Source organism: Buchnera aphidicola (Sitobion avenae) (genome assembly GCF_005082585.1).
In the GTDB taxonomy this organism is placed as follows: domain Bacteria; phylum Pseudomonadota; class Gammaproteobacteria; order Enterobacterales; family Enterobacteriaceae; genus Buchnera; species Buchnera aphidicola_Z.
In genome coordinates this window covers 119,573-140,950 of sequence record NZ_CP034855.1, presented here as the reverse complement: position 1 = coordinate 140,950, position 21,378 = coordinate 119,573, and the positions used below count along the sequence as shown (strand labels likewise).

General features: G+C 24.5%; 19 protein-coding genes and 1 pseudogene. 3 read left to right on the top strand and 17 right to left on the bottom strand.

Annotated elements, in window-relative coordinates; translation table 11 throughout:
- Window positions 1-350 precede the first annotated feature (350 nt).
- A complete protein-coding gene (gene glyQ / locus D9V77_RS00670; RefSeq protein ID WP_158338095.1) occupies window positions 351-1,289 on the top strand; it encodes a glycine--tRNA ligase subunit alpha in 939 nt (312 codons plus the stop codon).
- The gene (glyS, locus tag D9V77_RS00665) at window positions 1,264-3,336 is read left to right on the top strand and encodes a glycine--tRNA ligase subunit beta (protein WP_158338093.1); all 2,073 of its coding nucleotides are present in this window, start codon (window positions 1,264-1,266) and stop codon (window positions 3,334-3,336) included. Before glyQ ends, glyS begins: the two co-directional genes overlap by 26 nt.
- Window positions 3,337-3,405: 69 nt before the next feature.
- Here the strand turns inward: glyS and yajC are convergent, their stop codons facing one another.
- From yajC to ydiK, 12 genes and pseudogenes are all read right to left on the bottom strand, one after another.
- Window positions 3,406-3,741 (bottom strand): preprotein translocase subunit YajC, encoded by a 336-nt coding sequence (yajC, locus tag D9V77_RS00660; protein WP_158338091.1) that lies wholly within the window; start codon window positions 3,739-3,741, stop codon window positions 3,406-3,408.
- Between the two features lie 24 nt (window positions 3,742-3,765).
- Window positions 3,766-4,878, bottom strand: a complete 1,113-nt coding sequence (gene tgt, locus D9V77_RS00655) for a tRNA guanosine(34) transglycosylase Tgt (RefSeq protein WP_158338089.1) — start codon at window positions 4,876-4,878, stop codon at window positions 3,766-3,768.
- 57 nt (window positions 4,879-4,935) lie between these two features.
- Window positions 4,936-6,008, bottom strand: a pseudogene (queA, locus tag D9V77_RS00650) (tRNA preQ1(34) S-adenosylmethionine ribosyltransferase-isomerase QueA).
- A gap of 35 nt (window positions 6,009-6,043) precedes the next feature.
- Complete coding sequence (locus D9V77_RS00645) at window positions 6,044-6,349, bottom strand: integration host factor subunit alpha (RefSeq protein WP_158338085.1); 306 nt, start codon at window positions 6,347-6,349, stop codon at window positions 6,044-6,046.
- 4 nt (window positions 6,350-6,353) lie between these two features.
- Window positions 6,354-8,741, bottom strand: coding sequence for a phenylalanine--tRNA ligase subunit beta (gene pheT / locus D9V77_RS00640; RefSeq protein WP_158338083.1), 2,388 nt, complete (start codon window positions 8,739-8,741; stop codon window positions 6,354-6,356).
- A gap of 9 nt (window positions 8,742-8,750) precedes the next feature.
- Window positions 8,751-9,740: a phenylalanine--tRNA ligase subunit alpha gene (gene pheS / locus D9V77_RS00635; protein WP_158338081.1), complete on the bottom strand. Its 990-nt coding sequence runs from the start codon at window positions 9,738-9,740 to the stop codon at window positions 8,751-8,753.
- A 195-nt stretch (window positions 9,741-9,935) separates the two neighbouring features.
- Window positions 9,936-10,292: a 50S ribosomal protein L20 gene (rplT, locus tag D9V77_RS00630; RefSeq protein WP_158338079.1), complete on the bottom strand. Its 357-nt coding sequence runs from the start codon at window positions 10,290-10,292 to the stop codon at window positions 9,936-9,938.
- A gap of 43 nt (window positions 10,293-10,335) precedes the next feature.
- Complete coding sequence (rpmI, locus tag D9V77_RS00625; RefSeq protein ID WP_158338077.1) at window positions 10,336-10,533, bottom strand: 50S ribosomal protein L35; 198 nt, start codon at window positions 10,531-10,533, stop codon at window positions 10,336-10,338.
- A gap of 88 nt (window positions 10,534-10,621) precedes the next feature.
- Window positions 10,622-11,161 carry a translation initiation factor IF-3 gene (gene infC / locus D9V77_RS00620; RefSeq protein ID WP_158338074.1) on the bottom strand — a complete coding sequence of 180 codons (540 nt, stop codon included), beginning with the start codon at window positions 11,159-11,161 and terminating at the stop codon, window positions 10,622-10,624.
- A gap of 3 nt (window positions 11,162-11,164) precedes the next feature.
- Window positions 11,165-13,093 (bottom strand): threonine--tRNA ligase, encoded by a 1,929-nt coding sequence (gene thrS / locus D9V77_RS00615; protein ID WP_158338072.1) that lies wholly within the window; start codon window positions 13,091-13,093, stop codon window positions 11,165-11,167.
- A 163-nt stretch (window positions 13,094-13,256) separates the two neighbouring features.
- Entirely contained in the window at window positions 13,257-14,303 is a 1,047-nt protein-coding gene (locus D9V77_RS00610) for a 3-deoxy-7-phosphoheptulonate synthase (protein ID WP_158338070.1), read from the bottom strand.
- 345 nt (window positions 14,304-14,648) lie between these two features.
- Entirely contained in the window at window positions 14,649-15,743 is a 1,095-nt protein-coding gene (gene ydiK, locus D9V77_RS00605) for an AI-2E family transporter YdiK (RefSeq protein WP_158338068.1), read from the bottom strand.
- A gap of 236 nt (window positions 15,744-15,979) precedes the next feature.
- Here ydiK and D9V77_RS00600 point away from each other — a divergent pair, with 236 nt between their 5' ends.
- Window positions 15,980-16,372 (top strand): iron-sulfur cluster assembly accessory protein, encoded by a 393-nt coding sequence (locus tag D9V77_RS00600; protein WP_158338066.1) that lies wholly within the window; start codon window positions 15,980-15,982, stop codon window positions 16,370-16,372.
- Between the two features lie 7 nt (window positions 16,373-16,379).
- On the opposite strand, the gene tyrS is transcribed toward D9V77_RS00600, so the two are convergent.
- From tyrS to D9V77_RS00580, 5 genes are all read right to left on the bottom strand, one after another.
- Window positions 16,380-17,648, bottom strand: a complete 1,269-nt coding sequence (tyrS, locus tag D9V77_RS00595; RefSeq protein ID WP_158338064.1) for a tyrosine--tRNA ligase — start codon at window positions 17,646-17,648, stop codon at window positions 16,380-16,382.
- 156 nt (window positions 17,649-17,804) lie between these two features.
- Window positions 17,805-19,262: a primosomal protein N' gene (gene priA / locus D9V77_RS00590; RefSeq protein ID WP_261979280.1), complete on the bottom strand. Its 1,458-nt coding sequence runs from the start codon at window positions 19,260-19,262 to the stop codon at window positions 17,805-17,807.
- A 134-nt stretch (window positions 19,263-19,396) separates the two neighbouring features.
- Window positions 19,397-19,987 carry a hypothetical protein gene (locus tag D9V77_RS03135; RefSeq protein WP_261979279.1) on the bottom strand — a complete coding sequence of 197 codons (591 nt, stop codon included), beginning with the start codon at window positions 19,985-19,987 and terminating at the stop codon, window positions 19,397-19,399.
- A gap of 8 nt (window positions 19,988-19,995) precedes the next feature.
- On the bottom strand, window positions 19,996-20,637 hold the full coding sequence (nth, locus tag D9V77_RS00585; RefSeq protein WP_158338062.1) for an endonuclease III: 642 nt from the start codon (window positions 20,635-20,637) through the stop codon (window positions 19,996-19,998).
- A gap of 347 nt (window positions 20,638-20,984) precedes the next feature.
- On the bottom strand, window positions 20,985-21,230 hold the full coding sequence (locus D9V77_RS00580; protein ID WP_158338060.1) for an Rnf-Nqr domain containing protein: 246 nt from the start codon (window positions 21,228-21,230) through the stop codon (window positions 20,985-20,987).
- Between the last annotated feature and the right edge of the window lie 148 nt (window positions 21,231-21,378).

Sequence of the window (21,378 nt, the reverse complement as noted above, 5' to 3'; positions counted from 1 at the left end):
AATTTATTTATAAGAGCTATATTAGCTTGTTATAAAAATATATTTTATATAAAAAAACTTACACATCTTTAATACTATTATTTTTTAATTTTTGATTAGAAAATTTTTTTATATGTATATATTCATAAATCAATAATTTTCTTTCTTTTTCATTTATATCATTGTATTCTTTAAAAGAATAATTCTTAACGTTTTTTCTAAAAATATATTATTGTTAAATTACATTTTTTAATAAATTGCATTGTTTTTTATATGATGAATACATTTTTAAATATTTCATACGTTATGAAAACATAACAATTATTATAATAAATATATACTGCATGTTTATTATTTTTTCTGGATATATAATGCCAAATTATCATCATAATTTTTATAATTTAATTGTAATTTTACAAGAATACTGGTTAAAGCAAGGATGTACTATTTTTCAACCATTAGATCTCCCAATAGGAGCAGGTACATTTCACAATGTTACTTTTTTTGGTACTATTGGACCAGAACCAATTAATGCTGCATATGTACAAGGTTGTCGTCGTCCTTCTGACGGCAGGTATGGAGAAAACCCTAATCGTTTACAACATTATTACCAATTTCAAGTTATTATAAAACCTTCTACAGAGAATATTCAAAATCTTTATTTAAATTCGTTAAATCTATTAAATATAGATGAAACAGTAAATGATATACGTTTTGTAGAAGATAACTGGGAAAATCCTACATTAGGAGCTTGGGGCATTGGTTGGGAAGTTTGGTTGAATGGAATGGAAATCACTCAATTTACTTATTTTCAACAAGTAGGTGCATTAGAATGCAATCCTGTAACTGTAGAAATAACATATGGTTTAGAAAGAATTGCTATGCATATGCAAAATAAATCAAATGTGTATGATCTTACATGGAACATGCATAATAATAAAAAAATAACCTACGGCGATATTTTTCAAGAAAATGAAATAGAACAATCATACTATAATTTTGAATATTCTAACATTAATTTTCTATTTAATTCCTTTGAAGAGTACGAACTGGAAGCTAAAAATTTAATAAATTTAAAAAAACCATTATTAAGAGTAGCATATGAAAAAACCTTACAAGCTAATCATATATTTAACTTATTAGACGCAAGAAAATCTATATCTTCAAACGAACGTCAAAATTATATTTTACGTATTCGGAAATTAACTACTCAAATTGCAATAAAATACTTAAATTTAAGAGAAAAATTAGGATTTCCGTTATGTTATAAAAAAAGAGAAATACATGACAAGAAAAACATTATTAATTGAAATAGGCACTGAAGAACTTCCCGCCAGATTACTTTATAAAATATCTTCATATTTTTATGAAAATTTTATTAAAGAATTAATTATTTACAATATCACATATAATAAAGTTGAAACATTTTCTACTCCAAGAAGACTTGCATTAAAAATCATAGATATTGATACATCAGAAAAATTTATAGAAATAAAAAAAAGAGGTCCATCTATAATAAAATCTTATAATAAAAACGGACTTTTAACAGAAGCAGCTATTCGTTGGTCTAAACATTGTGGAATCAACATCAATCAAGCAGGTCGTTTAAAAAACAAAAAAGGTGAATGGTTATTATGTACAATAAGAAAAAAACAGGAAAAAATTGAATTACTACTTCCTAAAATGATTGAATCAGCTCTTAAAAAAATTCCTATAAAAAAATCTATGCGATGGGAAAAAAACAATTACAAATTTTCTCGTCCTATTCGTAATATTGTAATTCTATTAAACAATACAATTGTTTCAGGGAAGATATTCAATATCTCTTCTAATAATCTTTTGCAAAATCATCTTTCTGAAAAAGAAAAGAGAATAGAAATTAATGATGTGAAAGATTATCCAAAAATTCTTTTTCAAAAAAATAATATCATTGCTGATTACATAATTCGCAAAGAAAAAATAGTAAACAACATTAAAAAAATTGCACAAAACGTTGGTGGATTTATAAAAAATAATCAATTTTTAATTGAAGAAGTAACTTCTTTAGTAGAATCGCCTACAGCGTTTTTAGCTGTTTTTGAAAAAAAATTCCTTAAGATACCTAAAAAAATACTAATATACACAATAGAAAAACAACAAAAATGCTTTCCAATATACAATGTTAAACAAGAACTTCTTCCATACTTTATTTTCATCTCTAATATTAATCCTCGAAAACCAGAAAAAATTATTATGGGCAATCAAAAAGTAATGCATGCAAGACTTTCAGATGCCGAGTTCTTTTTTAAACAAGATAAATTAATAAAACTAGAAAATCGTCTTTTATCTCTAAAAAAAGTTTTATTTCAAAATAATCTCGGTTCATTATATGAAAAAACGTTACGTCTTCAATTTCTTATCGAATGGATCGCTAAATATAGCAATAGCAATATACAAGATTCTATTAGAGCAGCACTTCTATCTAAATGTGATCTAATAACTAATATAGTATGTGAATTTCCAGAATTACAAGGTACTATAGGAATGTATTATTCTTTAGAAGATAATGAGAAAAAAGAGATTTCTATTGCGCTTGAAGAACAGTATCTACCATCTTTTTCAGGAGATAAACTTCCACAAACTTCTATAGGTTGTTCATTATCAATTGCTGATAAAATGGACACTTTATCAGGAATGTTCTATGTTGGAAACATTCCAAGTGCAGATAAAGATCCATTTGCATTAAGACGTCTAGCTATAGGAATAATACGTATTATTATAACAAAAAATATACCATTAGATTTAAAAAATTTAATCAATAAAAGTTTTCATCTATATGATGAAAAACATGATGTAAACTCAATTATATCTAACAAACTTCTTGATTTTTTTATAACAAGACTATTCCATTGGTATGAAGAAATGGGATATAGTGTAAAAATTATTAAATCAGTATTATCGTATAAATCAACACTATTAATAGATGTTCATAAAAAAATAAAAGCTATATCTTTTTTTAAAAAACTAGAGGAGTCAAAATCAATACTATCATCTATTAAAAGAATATCTAATATTTTAGAAAAAGAAAATAAAAAAATTACTGGAAATATTAATTTTAAACTAATGGTAGAAAAAGAAGAAATTATATTATTTAATCAGATAGAGGACTTTAATATTTACACAAAAAATTTATTTTCAGAAAAAAAGTATAAAGATATTTTAATGAAAATAAAAGATCTTGAAAAACCTATCTATAATTTTTTTAAAAAAGTCAAAATTTATCATTATAATTCTGAAATACGATTAAATAGATTACTTTTATTATATACTTTAAAAAAAATTTTTTTTAAAATAGCAGATTTTTCTTATCTATATTAGATATTTATTCTTTTTTAAGAAGTTAAGAATTTAATATCATATATAGATTGTCTGATAAAAATATAAACATTACAAAGATTTTAACGTACCTTTAGGTAAAGATGATGCTATAAAATCTTTTTTTATAAATATTTCAGTGGTATCATTTAATTCAAGTAAAATATATCCATTTTGTGTAATTTTTTTTATTCGTCCTAATAAACCACTAGTTGTTATTACTTCATCTCCTTGAACAAGAGAATTCATAAGATTTTTATGTTCTTTGTCTTTCTTTTGTTGAGGACGAAATAGCATAAAATAAAAAACTAATAAAAATACAACAACCATAAATATTAAAGAATACAAATTTCCACTTTCTGATGAACCACTTACTGCAGCATTTGCATTATGAATAAAAAAACTCATTTACTTTTCCTTAAAATATTTTTATTAAAAATCAATTTTATTTTTATTCTTGTAAAAATTCAATACAAATTCACGAAATGTATTATTTTTTATTGAATTTCTTATATTAGACATTAATGTTTGATAATAATGTAAATTATGTATTGTATTTAAACGAGCTCCTAAGATTTCATTACAAGAATCTAAATGATGTAAATAAGAACGAGTATAATATCGACACGTATAACAAGTACAAGTATGGTCTAAACAAGATAAATCTTTTTTATATTTTTTATTTCTAATTTTAATTATGCCGTTCCTAACAAATAAATATCCATTTCTAGCATTTCGAGTAGGTATAACACAATCAAACATATCTATACCTCGATTTACTCCTTCTATCAAATCTTCAGGTTTACCTACCCCCATTAAATATCGAGGTTTATTTTTTGGTATTTGAGGACAAATATGATCTAATAATCTATACATTTCTTCTTTAGATTCTCCAACAGCTAAACCACCTAAAGCATATCCATCAAAATCTATTTTTACTAGTTCTTTTAGAGATATATCACGTAGAGATAAATGAACTCCTCCATGAATAATACCAAATAATAAATTTTTATTTTTTAAAGAATCAAAATGCAAACGACTTTTTTTAGCCCAATTCAAGGATCTTTGCATAGCATTATTTGTTTTTTCCCAATCTTGGGTATATGCAATACACTCATCAAAAATCATAACTATATTTGAACCTAAATCTGATTGAATTTTCATGGAAATTTCTGGAGTCAAAAAAAAATTTTTTCCATTAATGTGATTTTTAAAAAGAACACCTTCTTCAGTAACTTTGCAAAATTTTGAAAGACTAAAGACCTGAAATCCTCCAGAGTCGGTCAAAATAGGTCCTGACCAATTCATAAAATCATGTAAAGTCCCATGTGATTTTATTACTTCATGTCCTGGTCTAAAATATAAATGAAATGCATTAGCTAAAATAATTTTACTTCCTGTTTTTTTAATCTCTTCTGTACTAACACTTCTTACAGTACCATAAGTACCTACAGGCATAAAAATAGGTGTTTCTATTTCTTTTCCATTAAAATTAAATATACCATATCTAGCATTTCCATCTCGATGCAAAATTTGAAAATTCATTTCTTTTTTATAATCCTCATTATGTAAAAAAAATTTTTATTTATACAGTATGTATAATTAAATAAAACACTTTTCATATGGAGCTAATTTATTATGAGTAATATACATAGCATCACCATAACTTAAAAAACTATATTTATTTAAAATTGCTTTATTATAAGCATTCATCGTATTTTTATACCCTAAAAAAGATGCAACTAACATAATTAACGTTGATCCGGGAAAATGAAAATTTGTAATTAATGCATCGACAATATTATGTTTATAACCAGGGTATATAAAGATATTAGTATCACTAATAAAATTCTTAGTTTGTACCCATTCCAATGAATGATATGCGCTTTCTAAAGCACGAAGTGTACTAGTACCTACTGCAATAATACGACCGCCATTTTTTTTACAAAATTTAATCTTTTTAATAAGTAAAGAAGAAACTTCAACTGATTCAGAATGCATGATATGTTCTTCAATTGTATCTGTTCTAATAGGCTGAAATGTACCAGAACCTATATGAAGAGTTATGTAATCGATGTCTACACCTTTATTATACAATGTATCTAATAAAGGAAAATCAAAATGTAATCCAGCAGTAGGAGCAGCAACAGAGCCTATTTTTTTTTTATATACAGTTTGATATAGATCTATATCTAATTTATTTTTATGTCTTTTAATATAAGGTGGTAAAGGTGTTTCTCCAATATCATTAATAATATCTAGAGCTGAATGAATATCACTATAAAAAAAAATTTCAAAAAAAGAGTTTTTATAATTAATAATAGAACCTTTGATTTTCTTTTCATATCCAAAAAAAATATTGGTTCCAATCTTAATATTTTTAGAATTTTTAATTTGCACTAAAATATTATTAAAGCTTAATATTCTTTCCACTAAAATTTCAATTTTTCCTCCGCTTTCTTTATATCCAAAAAAACGAGCAGGAATAACTTTAGTATTATTTAAAATAATTAAATCACCAGAATTAATTTCATCAACAATGTTTAAAAAATATTTATGAGATATTATCCCAGTATGTCCATTCACAATCATTAAACGACATGTACTACGAATAGAATAAGGGTAAAAAGATATAAGAGATTTTGGTAAATCAAAAAAAAATCAGAAATTTTCATGCTTCTTCTTCTTTTAAAGAAATATTCTAATAATATTAAATATTATTTTTTTTTATAAAAAAATTGTCAATTTTACCTTTTAGTTTTTGACCAGCCTTAAAAGTAACTACTCTTCTAGCTGTTACAAGAAAAATTTCTCCTGTTCTGGGATTTCTTCCAGGACGAGCTTTTTTATTCTTTATTTGAAAATTTCCAAATCCGGATAATTTAACATCTTCTCCTTTTTCTAAAGATTTTCTAACCTCTTCAAAAAAAAACTCTACAAATTTTTTTGATTCTTTTTTAGTTAATTCTAACTTCTCAAATAAATTTTCTGAAATTTCGGCTTTTGTAAGTACCATAAATTTATTTCCTTAAGACGGCTTGAAATTTTTTATTTAGTACTCCTATACAATCATTCATCATTAAATTGATTTCATTATCTTGAAAAGTTCTATGTTTGTTCTGAAAAACGAAACTAATTCCTAAACTTTTTTTCTTATTAGAAAATTCCTTGCAAGAAAATATATCAAAAAGATTAACTTCTACTTCTTGATTAATAAAAAATTGTTTACACTTCCTCATCACGTTATCAACAGCAATGTCTTCTGATATTAATATTGCAACATCACGTCGAATAGTAGGAAATTTTGAAATTTCTTGAATTTTTAATGGTTTAATATCCGGAAAATTATATAATGATATTTCGAATAAAAATGTAGAACTATTTACATTTAACTTTTTTTCTAATCTTGGATCAATTGCTCCAATAGCACCAATTAAATTATTTTTGAAGTATATAGATGCACTTTGTTCTGGATGTAATCCCGATATTATTGCTCGTCGAAACTTTATATCATTCAATTTACATATTAATTCTAATACAGATTCTAAATCGCCCTTTAAATCATAAAAATCCATTTTTCTTGTTTTATGATACCAATTTTCTTTAAAATTATTACCACTAATGGCTGCTGCTAAAAAAATTTCCTGCTTAACACCAAGATTTTCTGTTGTATCTACTGAAAAACAAAGTCCACTTTCAAAAATACGGATGCTTTGTTGCTGGCGATTTTTATTATAGGAAATATTCTTCAGTAAACCAGGCCATAAAGATAAACGCATACATGACATATCTTGGGAAATAGGATTAGATAATAACAAAGTTTTTTGATTTGGGAAAATTAAATTTTGTATTTTAGGGTTAATAAAACCATAATTTATAACTTCATGATAACCTTTATTAATTAATATAATAGCAGATTTATTTAGTAAAGAATCTGTTAATTCATTTTTTTGACCATTGTTTATATGTTCTTTTAATGGAGTTAAACAAACGTTGTTATATCCATATACTCGAAGTATATCACTAATTACATCTTCTTCAATTAATATATCAAATCGCCAGCTAGGAGGAATAACATCCCAAAATGTTTCTTGAAAATTCAATTTATAATACAAACTATATAAAATATTTGAAATAATAGTTGCATCAATAGATAAACCTATTATTTTGTTCAACTTTTTATGATGTAATCTTATTGTGTTATTCATACATATGGGAATATTCAATTTTTTCTTGCTAATAGAACCTGAAGTGCCACCACATATTTTTATAATTAAATCAGTTGCATATTCAACAGCATAATTTTGAAGGAGCGGATCAATACCATAATTATAATATTCTAATATTTTATTAGAATTCATTTTTTTAATCACATAGGAAATAGAAGTTCTATCAATTAAAGATGAAATTAAAAATATGTTTTTAGTGTTTGTATTCACATCAGAAAAATATGAATTAATATTTCCGGGAATAAATAATATTTTATTTTTATCAGAAAACACTAATATATTTTCATCAAGGTTTATTTCTATATTATTTTTTAAAAACATCTTTTCTTTATTTTTTGCCATGCGAACTATAATAGAATCATCAATATTATCTGCATTCAATGCGTTTAATGGTTGTCCAAGCTCAATTAATACATAATTTATAATATTTGTTATGATATTTTCTGATAAAACATCAGAAAAAAATAATTTTTTTTTCATCCAAAAGGGCGTATCAACATTTATATTAATATTTTGTATTATTCTTCCTAAAACATTAATACAATCTCTTTTAGTTTGAATATCAATATCAATTTTTTTTTGAATAGTTTTAGAAAATGATTTATATTTTAAATCTGATATTCTTAAATTGTTTATTGCTGCTATATTACGAGATAAACCTAAAATACTTAGTCCATCTGGACGATTTGATGTAACAGAAACTGTAATAATATTATCTTTCAATGATAAATAATCATTAACATCAATTCCTATAATTGTTTCTATAGGAAATTCAATAATTTTTTTATCATCAAAAAAAATACCTAATTCAAAAAAAGAACAGAGCATACCTTGAGATAATTCTCCTTTGAAAATTTTTTCATAAATGATAATATTTCCTGGTAAAGTAGAACCAACAGTGGCTACAGCAACTTTCATATTATTAAAACAATTAGACGCTCCACATACAATATTTAATAACTCTTTTTTTCCTATATCTACTTTAAGTACTTTTAAATGATGAAATTCAGGATGCAAAATACATTTAACAATTTGACCTACTACAACACCACTAAATTTAGACTCAAATTTCTCAACACATTCCACTTCAATACCAGTACTAGATATTTGTTCGTGTAAAATATTACTATTAACATTTGGATCTATCCATTCACGTAACCATTTTTCACTAAATTTCATTTTATCTCGCTAATTATATTTAAATTGATTTAAAAATCTTATGTCATTTTCAAAAAAAGATCGCAAATCAGATATTCCATAACGTAACATTGTAATTCTTTCAATACCTATTCCAAAAGCACAAGCTGAATATATACTAGAATCAATATTAACATTTTTTAAAACGTTAGGATGCACCATTCCACATCCTAATATTTCTAAAGGCTTTCCGTGATCATTAAAAATATCCACTTCTGCAGAAAGCACGGTGAAAGGAAAATATGATGGACGAAATTTAATAGAAACTTCTTTCCCAAAAAAGTCATATAAAAAATTATATATAATCCATTTTAAATTAGAAAAATTAATGTTTTTATCAACTATTAAACCTTCAATTTGATGAAACATAGGTGTATGTGTAATATCATAATCATTACGGTATACTTTTCCGGGAAAAATAAATCTCATTGGAGGTTTTTCTTTTTTCATGATACGAATTTGCATGCTGGAAGTTTGAGTTCTTAATAATCTATTATTATCAAACCAAAAAGTATCATGACTATCTCGAGCCGGATGATTTTTAGAAATATTTAAAGCATTAAAATTATGATATTCATCTTCTATTTCAGGACTATTGATTGATTGAAAACCTAATTTTAAAAAAAAATTTTTTATGTGATTAATAGTATGTGTTATAGGATGAAAACAACCACGTTCAATACGACGCCCAGGCAAAGATATATCAATAGTTTCTTCTTTAATACGCTGTTCTAAAATAGATAAAATTAATTTTTGTTTTTTTTTATTAATTTCACTAATAATTTCTTGTTTTTTTTTATTTGTAATAATACTGTATTTCTTTTTTTCTTCAATAGAAAAATTTTTTAAATTCTTTGCACAAGAAGTTAAAATACCCTTTTTACCTAAATATTTAATACGAATTTGGTCTAGTTCCTCTATTGTTTTTGAATTTTTTACATCTATTTTAATAACTTTAAATAATTCATTTAAATTTAACATTTTGTATGCTTTTTTTTATTTTATTATGTTTAAGAGTATATTTAAAACATTAAAAAGCTTCCATAAAGGAAGCTTATTTTTCTTTAGACTAAAATGTCTAAAATTAAAATACATAAAAATTCTATATTAAATATTATTAATTTTTTTTAATGGAGGGAGATAAATTTCCCCCTCTTATGTATTAAAATTTAATATTTATAATAATGCTTCTTTTGCTTTTTCTACCAACTTATTAAATGAAAAGATATCAAATATAGCAATATCAGAAAGTATTTTACGATCAATATTAATTGAAGCTTTTTTTAAACCAAACATAAAATTACTATAAGAAATTTGACTTTGACGAACAGCAGCATTTATACGCGAGATCCATAATTGACGAAATTGTCGTTTTCGTTGTCGTCTATCACGATAAGCATACTGACCAGCCTTAATTACTGCTTGACACGCAACTCTATAAATACGCGAACGAGCTCCATAGTAACCTTTTGCTTGTTTTAAGATTTTTTTGTGACGAGCGTGAGCGATTACCCCACGTTTTACACGAGCCATTTATGCTCTCCTATTCGTAAAAATCTTCACAAAATAAGTTAATTTACGCATATGGTAAAAAAGATTTAACTCTATCTATATCTCCTTTAGATACTATAATCTTAGGACGAAGATGACGTTTTTTAGTTGTTGTTTTTTTCGTTAAAATATGACGTAAATTTGCTTGTTTACGTTTAAATTTACCAGATGCAGTTTTTTTAAAACGTTTAGCTGCACTTTTTAAAGTTTTAATTTTCGGCATAAACTGTTTCATTTAAATTATAAAAAAAGATATGACAAATTATTCAAATAATTCATATATTGATTTGAAAAAAATCTAATCAAAATCACTATTTCTTCTTTGGTGCTAAAATCATGATCATTTGACGACCTTCAATTTTAGATGGAAAAGATTCCACAGTTGCTAATTCAATTAAATCATTTTTTACTCTATTTAATACATTAACACCGATTTTTTGATGTGCCATTTCTCGGCCTCTAAATCGTAGAGTAATTTTAGCTTTATCACCATCTTCTAAAAAACGTATTAAATTGCGCAATTTAACTTGGTAATCACTTTCATCAGTACCAGGACGAAATTTTATTTCTTTTATATGAATTATTTTTTGTTTTTTTTTCTGTTCTTTAGACGATTTACTTTTTTCATAAAGAAATTTGCCATAATCCATAATACGACAAACCGGAGGTTCAGCATTTGGACTAATTTCAACTAAATCTAAACCTAATTCTTCAGATTTTTCTAAAGCCTCACGCAAACTAACTATACCAATTTGATTACCTTCAACACCTGTAAGACGCACTTTGACAGCACGTATCTCACTATTAATCCGATTAGGACGTGTTAATTGAATTCTTTTTCCACCTTTAATACTTTATTCCTCCATTTGATAAAAGCTGCGAGTAATAATTTCTTGTTGCAACTTTTCAATAAAAATATCAACATCAATCATTCCAAAATTATAACCACTTCTAGTACGAACAGATATTTTTTTAGAATGCATTTCTTTTTCACCACAAATGAGCATATAAGGAATTCGACGCAGTACATGTTCTCGAATTTTAAAACCTATTTTTTCATTTCTTAAATCAGATTCTGTGCGAACATTAATTTGAGAAAATTTTTTAAATAATTGTTTAACATAATCTGTACTAACATCCGTAATGTTCATTATTACGACTTGTATTGGAGATAACCATGTTGGTAAATTACCTGAACATTCTTCAATTAATATGCCAATAAATCGTTCTAATGAACCTAATATAGCCCGATGAATAATTATAGGTACTTTACGTTCATTATTCTCATTAATATAAAATGAACTTAAACGTAATGGTAAATAAAAATCAAGTTGAATCGTTCCACATTGCCAATTTCGATCTAAAGAATCCTGTAAAACAAACTCAATCTTAGGTCCGTAAAAAGCACCTTCTCCCAATTGATATTCAAATGATAAATGATTTTCTAACAACATATCAGATAAATCTTGTTCTGATTCATCCCATAACGCATCTGTACCAATACGTTTTTCTGGACGAGTAGACAATTTAACTAATATTTTTTTAAAATTAAAAGTACTGTACAAATCATATATCATTTTAATACAATCGTTAATTTCAGAACGCACTTGTTCTCTAGTACAAAATATATGAGCATCATCTTGAGTAAAGTTACGAACTCGCATTAAACCATGCAAAGATCCTGAAGGTTCATTACGATGACAACTTCCAAATTCTGCCATACGAATAGGTAGATCTCGATAAGATTTTAATTCGCTATTAAAAATTTGTACATGTCCAGGACAATTCATAGGTTTAATACAATATTCTCGATTTTCTGACAATGTAGTGAAAATAGCATTTTTATAATTATCCCAATGTCCACTTTTTTTCCATATCAACTTATCTATTAATAATGGTGTTTTAACTTCTTTATATTTGTATTCTTTCAGTTTTACACGAACGAAATTTTGCAATTCATTAAAAATAATCCAACCTTTATTATGCCAAAAAATCATACCTGGAGATTCTTCTTGCATATGATATAATTGAAGAAATTTTCCAATTTTTCTATGATCTCTTTTTTTTAATTCATTTGAATAATTTAAATGTTTATCTAATTCTTTCTTATTTGACCAAGCAGTACCATAAATACGCTGTAACATTTTGTTTTTTTTATCACCCTTCCAATAAACACCTCCAATTCTCTGTAATTTAAAGTATTTGCAAAATTTTATATTAAAAACTTGCATTCCTATATCAATATCTACATGGTTTTCATGATAATATAAAGAAATTTTCTGTTGACAATTAATTTTTTCATTAATTAAAGATATTTTATATTTTTCAAAAAATTGTTCAAATATTTTTATCGCTTCAATATGAGAAACTAATTTATTTAAAATATCGTATTCTTTTTTTACGAGAATTTTCATATTATTTTCTAATAAAACAAGATCTTTTTCTGAAATTTTTGTTTCAAAATCTATATCGCAATAAAAGCCATTATCTGTAATATTACTTGTGACAATTTGTGAAAAAGGCCATGTATTTTTTATAGCATAACTTAATAGTTGAGCACAAGAATATCGGATAAGACTCAATGTTTTATGATCTTTTTGATTAATCAGTTCTATAAAAGAATCTTCTTTAATTACAGTATTTAAATTTGAAAAATGACTATTAACAGAAATTGCAACAAGAGATTTGATAATACTAGGTTTTTTAGTTTTAATAATCTCCATCAATGAAACAGTACGATTATACACCTGCTGACTTCCATCACAAAATCTTATTACAGGCATTCTCAAGTCCTTAATTAAAAATATGAGTTATTTATTTTTGATAAAAAAATTTTTTAATTTTTTATGTAGAATTTTTTATATGGATAAAATATATATTGTATATCAAAATATTTTAAAATTAATCACAAGATGCTAGTCAAAATTTTTTTGACTAGCATATGGATTAAAAACGAGAGTCCACAGCATCTGCTAATTGTTTAATAATTAAAGTGCTGTCTTTCCAGTTTAAACAAGCATCAGTAATCGATTTACCATATATTAATGGTTGATTATTAACTACTGTTTGAAAACCTTCTTCTAAAAAGCTTTCAATCATAACACCAAATATAGCTTTAGAACCATGAGAAATTTGATGTGAAACAGATTTAGAAACATTTTTTTGGCGAAGATGCTCTTTCAAGCAATTACCATGACTAAAATCAATCATTAAATGCTCTGATAAATCAAACTCGCGTAAATGTTTTACTGCTAAATCGACATCATTAGAATGATAATTAGGAGATCGACCACCTCGCATAATTATATGTCCATATGGATTTCCACTAGTATGATTAATAGTCATTTGTCCATCTTTATTAGGTGCTAAAAACAAATGTCGAACTCTAGTTGCACGAATAGCATCAATTGCAATTCGTATATTGCCATCAGTTCCATTTTTAAAACCTACAGGACAAGAAAGTGCAGAAGCCATTTCTCTATGAATTTGGCTTTCAGTTGTTCTTGCTCCAATAGCACCCCAACTGATTAAATCTGCAATAAATTGTCCTATAACCATATCAAGAAATTCTGTTGCCGCGGGCATTCCTAATGCATTGATATCTAATAATAATTTACGTGCTACAGCTAATCCATGATTTACTCGAAAACTTCCATTTAAATCCGGATCTGAAATTAACCCTTTCCATCCAACAACTGTTCTTGGTTTTTCAAAATACGTACGCATTATAATTTCAAGACGATCTTTGTATTTTACTCGCAATTCATATAGTCGATGTGCGTATTCTACTGCAGCAATAGGATCATGTACTGAACATGGACCTATTACAACAAGTAATCGCAAATCTTGTCCAGTCATAATACGAGCAATATTTTGTCTTGTTGCGATAACAGTATCCATAATGTCTGAAGTAATCGCATATTGTCTTGCTAATTCCGATGGAGTTATTAAAGGATCAATTCGTATTGTACGTAGTTCATCTGTTTTTTTCATTTTGTTCTCTAAATGAGTTTGTTATTCTGGAAGAAATATTAGGATTTCATAAAAATTACGAAAAACTAACCAGTAATAGTCTCATTTCTAATAGTTTTTTTAAAATACTTAATAGAAAAAATTTCATAATATTAGGGAGAAGAATTTTTAATAGTATACTTCAAACAATATGACAGAAGTTTTAAATAAGAAAAAAATGAAAATCAAATCTAAAAAAATATCGTCATATAATATGATCAGTTTTCTGTTTAGTAATTATTAGATATAACTAAATTATCTTTTATATATTATCATAATTTAGATTATATTTAATTAAAAGTATTTATTTTATCTATTATCTTAATGTTAATTAATTTTTTTTTTAAATGATGTATCTTCTAAAAAAGATGCAATTGAAATTCCGTACATCCATGATATTATTAAACGATAAAATATCACTAATACAACTGGACCAATAAACAAACCAATCATTCCAAATGCTAATAAACCACCAATTACTCCAGATAGAATTAATAAAATAGGTAAATTAGCTCCCATGCGTATAAAAAATGGTCTAAGTATATGATCAAGTATAAATACGAGACAACTCCAAATTAATAACATTGTACCCCAAGTGGTATTATTATGCCAATAAAGCCATGCAATTGAAGGTATTAAAATAGGTAATGGTCCTAATTGTATTAAACAAGAAAAAAACATTATTATCATTAATAATGCCCAATACGGAACACCTGAAATTAATAATCCTATACCAGATAATAAAGCTTGAATTAAAGCAGTTACCGCAACTCCTAATGCTACAGCTCTAACCGATTGAGTTGCTAGTAAAATAATAGCATCACCATTTTTTTTGCTAAGTCGGAGTGCAAAATGACGAATAGTAATACTAATTTTTTCACCGTTCCAATATAATAAAGCACTAAAAAAGAGCATTAATGTTAAATGCATAATAAATAATCCGCAATTTTTAGCTTGCATTATAAAAAACTCAGTTGTTCGTCCCATATAAGGTCTTACTTGACGAATTAATTCACCTCCATCACTATCTAATAATTCTTGATAACTAATAAATATCTTTTTACCAATAAGAGGAATATCTTGTAACCAAGCTAATGCTGGAAACTCTAGAGTATTTGAACTAAACCAATGAATAAGAGGTATACTTGTTGCAATTAAGCTATTTACTAAAAAAAACACTGGAATAATAAATAAAAGAAGTAAAATTACAATCATGATTATTACGGCGAGAGAACGTTTTCCACCTAAAATTTTTTGTATTTTTAACATAAGAGGCCAAGTGGCAATAACAATCATACTAGCCCAAGAAAATCCTAATATAAATGGATGAATGACTAAAAAACTTATTACACCCATAGCAATAACAAATATCAGTGATAAAATAGATTGTGATAAATCTATCTTGTCTTTTGGATCTTGCATATAATTGTTATACCTCAATATTTTTATATTATAAATAATTTATTGTAAAATTAATGTCATTTTATAAAAAAAATTTTTTTCTTCTAAAGAAAAACAAAATAATTATAACATCAAAATTTATAAAAATAATTAATAAACAATAATATTGTTTAAAGTATAAAGACTTATTTATAATAAAAGTATATTCTACTAATTTTTTTTGTTTCTATGAAAATACAATTTAAAAAGAGAACATCATGAATAGAGATAAAATTAACACTTATTTGCCAAATAAAAATAAATGGACAGGTATTTCAATCACTGAAGATGCTATAAAACAAATTTTATTTTTAATTAATTTAAATCCTGATAATATAGGAATAAGACTTAGCATAAAAAAATCAGGATGTGCAGGATTTCGCTACACCATGAAATTAGTAAAAACTTCGGAATTAAAAAAAGAAAAAAATGACAAAGAAATTAGTTTTTTTTACAAAAGTATTCTTATATATGTTTTATATAAAGACGCACCTTTTTTAGAAGGTGTTAAAATAGATTTTGTGAAAAGTAATATTAATAAAATATTTAAATTTTATAATTCTAAACTAGAAAAATTTTGTGGTTGTGGTGAGAGTTTTTCTATTGATTAAAAAAAACTCACCAACATAATAAAGAATGATTTTTTTTACCTCTAGATAATAAAGTAAATTTTCCAAATAATTTATCTTGATCATTAAAAATATGATTTTTTCCTATTTTTTTGGTATTAATAGATATAGAATTTGAAATTATCATATTTTTAGCTTGAGTTCGAGATTTTGCTAATGAAGTTAATACTAATGCTTCCTGCAAATCTTTTATATTATTCACTATAATAAACGGTATACCATCTTGTTTTAATTGTTGAAAATCAGATTCTTTAATTTGAGTAATGTTTCTTAAAAACAGAAACTCTGTAATTCTTTCGACTGCTAGTAATTGTTCTTTTCCATGTACTAAACAAGTAATGTTTTTTGCAAGAAAAGACTTATCATTAACAATTTGATTTTGAAGATGTTTATTTTGTTCTCTTCTTTTAATTTCTTCCATACTTATAAAAGTAAATATTTTTAAAAAATAATAAACATTAGAATCTTCTATATTCATCCAAAACTGATAAAATTTATAAGGACTAGTTTTTTTTTCATCTAACCATATAGTTCCTGATTCTGTTTTACCAAATTTGATTCCATTAGACTGAATAAGAAGAGGCACTGTTAAACCATATACTTTTTTATTAGATTTTCGATGTATTAAATGCATGCCTGAAGAAATATTACCCCATTGATCAGCCCCTCCAATTTGTAAATCAACTTGATATTTTTTATTTAAAACAAAAAAATCATATGCTTGCAATAAATTATAAGAGAATTCTGTAAATGAAATACCTTGATCTGGTCTTGTAATACGTTGTTTAACAGCTGCTCTATTAATCATAGTATTAATTGAAAAATATTTTCCAACATCTCGTAAAAACGATAATATATTAATGTTCTTAAACCATATATTATTATTTAATAGTACAGCACTATTCTTACCACAACTAAAATTTACAAAACGAGCAATTTGTTTGCTAATTTTTTTTGTCCAAATATCAACATCATTATTGGAATTAAAAATACGTTCTTTTTTCTTAAAACTAGGATCTCCGATTAAGCTTGTCGCTCCGCCTATTAATATTATAGGCGTATGCCCTGAGATTTGAAATCTTTTTAAAGTAATTAAAGGTAAAAGATGACCTATATGAAGACTTTCATCTGTAGGATCAAAACCACAATAAAGAGAAATTGATTTTTTTTTAATGAGTTCACTTAAATTATCTTCGTTTGTAATATGAGATATTAAACCTCTATTGCGCAATCTTTTAATTAAATCAAATTCACTCATTCAAACCTCTTTATTGGTATTTTATAAACAAAAAATATTTTATTTGTTTAATTTAAGTTTTATAATATTTTTAAAATATATTAAGCTAATTCCCTTATAAGTTCAACGAGTAAAAAATAAATTCAAAATTTTTTATAAAAAAATTTATATATAAATTTAATTGGGTTCAATATCTAAAAACCATTTAACTCGTTTTGAAATGTTAAAAATATTTATTATATCAATACATTCATTTAATATATTATTAAGAGAGATTCGCGAGGAACATTGAATTAATAAACGATGAAAATATTTTTTTTTATTTTTTAATAAAAAAGTGTGATAAGGTCCTACAAACCATAAAAAACAATTATTTTTATTAGATTTTTTTGTTAAAATATTACGAAGTAAATTTAAAAAAATAATATTATATTCAGCATATGAACTTTCAGAGTATATAATAATTTGAGAGCTCCAAGGAGGCAATAAAAAATTTTTTCTAATTGATAATATTTTTTTTGAAAAAGAAAAATAGCCATTATCACATATCTCTTTTAAATTTAAATCATTAGGAAAAGATGTTTGTATCAATATTTTATATGACTTTTGCAATCTTCTAGTTAATTGATTTAAATTAATATAAAATTGAGCAAAATGCTCTATGGCACGAAAATTAAAAGACAAGAAATAATTATCAATACTGATTAAACTAATTAATGTTACATGAGGAAAATAATAATTTTGAACTATTTCTTCTGTAGTAATAATAATACAAGGACTAGAAGTAGAAAATTCAAACATTTTTACATCTAACATACTTTTATTAATATTTTTTTTATTCAATAAAAAAAACAATGTAATTTTTGGAAAAATATCTTTTATATTATCCTTAATTTTTTCTATGTCCATGGTTTTTATCACTAAAAAAAAACATCCACAATTATAACAAAAAATTGGTTTTTTAATTTGAATCAAACAAAATCGACAAAATAAAATATTACGATATTGATTAATTTCAAAATAATTGTGACAACTAGTACATTTAAAAACACAACCACATGTATCACATGTTAATATAAAAAATAACAAACTAAATTTATTAAAAATCAATAAAACTTGTTTGTTTTTAAAATTTTTATAGATTTCATTTATTAAAGTTAAAGATAGACTAAATTTCAATTTATCTTTTTTTAAGTTAATAATACTATTATTTAATCTATAAATACATTTGTATTGGTGCAATTTAATATAAAAACATTTTTTATGAAAAATATTATATAACGTTTTTAATGAAGGAGTTTGTGAGTCTAAAATTATGGGTATATTTTCTTTATATGCTCTTAATATTCCTAAATCTCTAACATTATATCTGCATTGATTCATGCTTTTATAATTTAAATTATGTTCTTCAAGTAAGATAATAATGCCCAATTTTAAAAAAGGTAAAAAAACACTTTTTCTTGTACCAATAACAATAGAATTCTCGCCATTTTTAGTTCTTATCCAATTTTTAAAATATTTAGCATTATTTAATTTTGAATGTATTATATCAATAGAAACATTAAAATATTTTTTTAAAAAAACTATAATTACATTTATACCTTTAACATAAGGTACTAAGATTAAAATCTGCATATTTTTATTTAATACTGACTTGATTAGACCTAAATAAAATTTAACTTTAGAAACTAAATAAGTTCTAGTTAGCAACCAAGATGTAAAATATTTTTTTATTAAAATATCATTAACAACAATTAATATTTTTTTGTTTAAAAAAAATTTTTTTTTGGATTTAAAAATATTTTTTTTTTTATTATAATCGCATTAATAGATTTGATTTTACATAATTCTTGTATTTCTAACTTTTTTAAAATAGATCTAGACAAATGATATTCTTTTAATTCAGTACTTAAAACGGTCTTCTTTTTTAAAAAAAGCAAGGTGTGCAATTGTTTTTTTTTTCTTTTTAAATACGAAAGATCTAATTCTTGACCCTTTTTTGTTATGCTCCACTGATGAATATATTTATTTTCTACAGGATAATGAGAATGTAAAATTTTAGGTAAAATAGAAAAAAATAAATTTCCAACAGGACAATGATAATTCCTACTTATCCAATCTATAAGTTCTAATATAATATTTGTACAAAACACTTCAGTGTCAATTAATGATTTAGCATATTTCAAATTTAATTGGCTTATGTCATTTTTTTTACACCAAGAAACTACAATACCTATGACATCTTTAGAATTAAACGGAACTAAAATGCGACCCCCAATAATAGGATTGATATAATCGGGCATAAAATATTTGAAATACTGTCTGATTGGAACAGGCAAAGCAACTTTTACAATAATCACTGATGTACCTATGAGAATATATTATTTTTTTTATTAAATTCACAAAATTTGAATATTAAACAAATATTACATTTAATTTTTCGTGCAGTACAGATATATCTACCATGTAAAACAAACCAAGAATGAAAATTTAATTTAAAAATATTAGGAACTACTTTCATTAATTTATTTTCAACTTCTTTTACATTTTTTCCCTTAGCAAAATTAGTACGATTTGATACTCTGAAAACATGTGTATCTACAGCAATAGTTTTCTTTTTAAATAATATGTTTAATAATATATTAGATGTTTTTCTTCCTACACCAGGAAGAGATTCTAATTCAATACGATTTTTGGGAATCATTCCATCATATTTGTTTAATATTAAATAGGAAGTACGAATAATGTTTAATGCTTTAGTATTATACAAACCAATCTCTTTAATATGATTTTTAAGACCCGATAATCCTAATAATAAAATACCTTTAGGAGTATTTGCTATTTTAAATAACGTCTTAGTCGTTTTATTTACTATAAAATCAGTAGATTGAGCTGAAAGAATTACAGATAATAAAAGTTCAAAATCAGAAGAAAAAATTAATTCTGTCTTAGGTTCAGGACATTTACTATAAAATAATGATAAAATTTTATAACGCTTGTCTTTATTCATTTTTAGTATTATTTTTTTATTTTATTAATATATGAGAATTACAAAAAATTTTTATTTATTTTTTTAAATATATATATCTATACTATTTTTAACAGAAATTAAAAAAACCTAATATAAAAATCTAACGGATGAAAAATATCTACAATTATAGTATATTTTTCATCTAATAAAAAAAGAATTCTGTATACTAGATATGATTTTTATCAATACTATAAAATAAGGTTCTATTAACTAATATTTCACTTATAGAAACTACTATAAGCGTAGCAAAAGTTAAACCTAAGCTGATAAAAACATCATCAAAAAAAGATTTTTATTATAGATTTTTTATAAATAATAAGATCTACTTATCCTATAATAATATAGTTAGTAACTATCAAAGGAATAAAAACATCTGAAGATTGATATAAATTCAACCAGTAAGCATAAAATAATATTTCTATAGATGTAACAACAGAAAAAATAATTATCATGTAAATTAGAATTCTTAGATCTTTAATTATAAAATTTTTTACAATAGACATCATGGTGCTTATAATAGTTAATACTACAGTGGTTGTTGCACCTATTACACACCTAACAAGCAGTAGCAACTAGATCTCTATAGTGATAAAGAATACACATATCATAGTTTCACGAGAAAAAAATGAACTAGTGAAAACATAAAAAAATATTTTGAGTAAAAATAAGTTATAGTTGATAAAAATTCTAAAAAAATTAAAAAAAAGTATCTAAAAAAAT

Bases quoted from the DNA above. Each gene is read 5' to 3' on its own strand.
- yajC (WP_158338091.1), bottom strand. From the start codon at position 3,741: ATGAGTTTTTTTATTCATAATGCAAATGCTGCAGTAAGTGGTTCATCA.
- D9V77_RS00610 (WP_158338070.1), bottom strand. From the start codon at position 14,303: ATGAAAAAAACAGATGAACTACGTACAATACGAATTGATCCTTTAATA.
- rpmI (WP_158338077.1), bottom strand. From the start codon at position 10,533: ATGCCGAAAATTAAAACTTTAAAAAGTGCAGCTAAACGTTTTAAAAAA.
- nth (WP_158338062.1), bottom strand. From the start codon at position 20,637: ATGAATAAAGACAAGCGTTATAAAATTTTATCATTATTTTATAGTAAA.
- pheS (WP_158338081.1), bottom strand. From the start codon at position 9,740: ATGTTAAATTTAAATGAATTATTTAAAGTTATTAAAATAGATGTAAAA.
- glyQ (WP_158338095.1), top strand. From the start codon at position 351: ATGCCAAATTATCATCATAATTTTTATAATTTAATTGTAATTTTACAA.
- ydiK (WP_158338068.1), bottom strand. From the start codon at position 15,743: ATGCAAGATCCAAAAGACAAGATAGATTTATCACAATCTATTTTATCA.
- tyrS (WP_158338064.1), bottom strand. From the start codon at position 17,648: ATGAGTGAATTTGATTTAATTAAAAGATTGCGCAATAGAGGTTTAATA.
- pheT (WP_158338083.1), bottom strand. From the start codon at position 8,741: ATGAAATTTAGTGAAAAATGGTTACGTGAATGGATAGATCCAAATGTT.
- rplT (WP_158338079.1), bottom strand. From the start codon at position 10,292: ATGGCTCGTGTAAAACGTGGGGTAATCGCTCACGCTCGTCACAAAAAA.
- tgt (WP_158338089.1), bottom strand. From the start codon at position 4,878: ATGAATTTTCAAATTTTGCATCGAGATGGAAATGCTAGATATGGTATA.
- glyS (WP_158338093.1), top strand. From the start codon at position 1,264: ATGACAAGAAAAACATTATTAATTGAAATAGGCACTGAAGAACTTCCC.
- D9V77_RS00600 (WP_158338066.1), top strand. From the start codon at position 15,980: ATGAATAGAGATAAAATTAACACTTATTTGCCAAATAAAAATAAATGG.
- priA (WP_261979280.1), bottom strand. From the start codon at position 19,262: ATGCAGATTTTAATCTTAGTACCTTATGTTAAAGGTATAAATGTAATT.
- D9V77_RS00645 (WP_158338085.1), bottom strand. From the start codon at position 6,349: ATGGTACTTACAAAAGCCGAAATTTCAGAAAATTTATTTGAGAAGTTA.
- thrS (WP_158338072.1), bottom strand. From the start codon at position 13,093: ATGCCTGTAATAAGATTTTGTGATGGAAGTCAGCAGGTGTATAATCGT.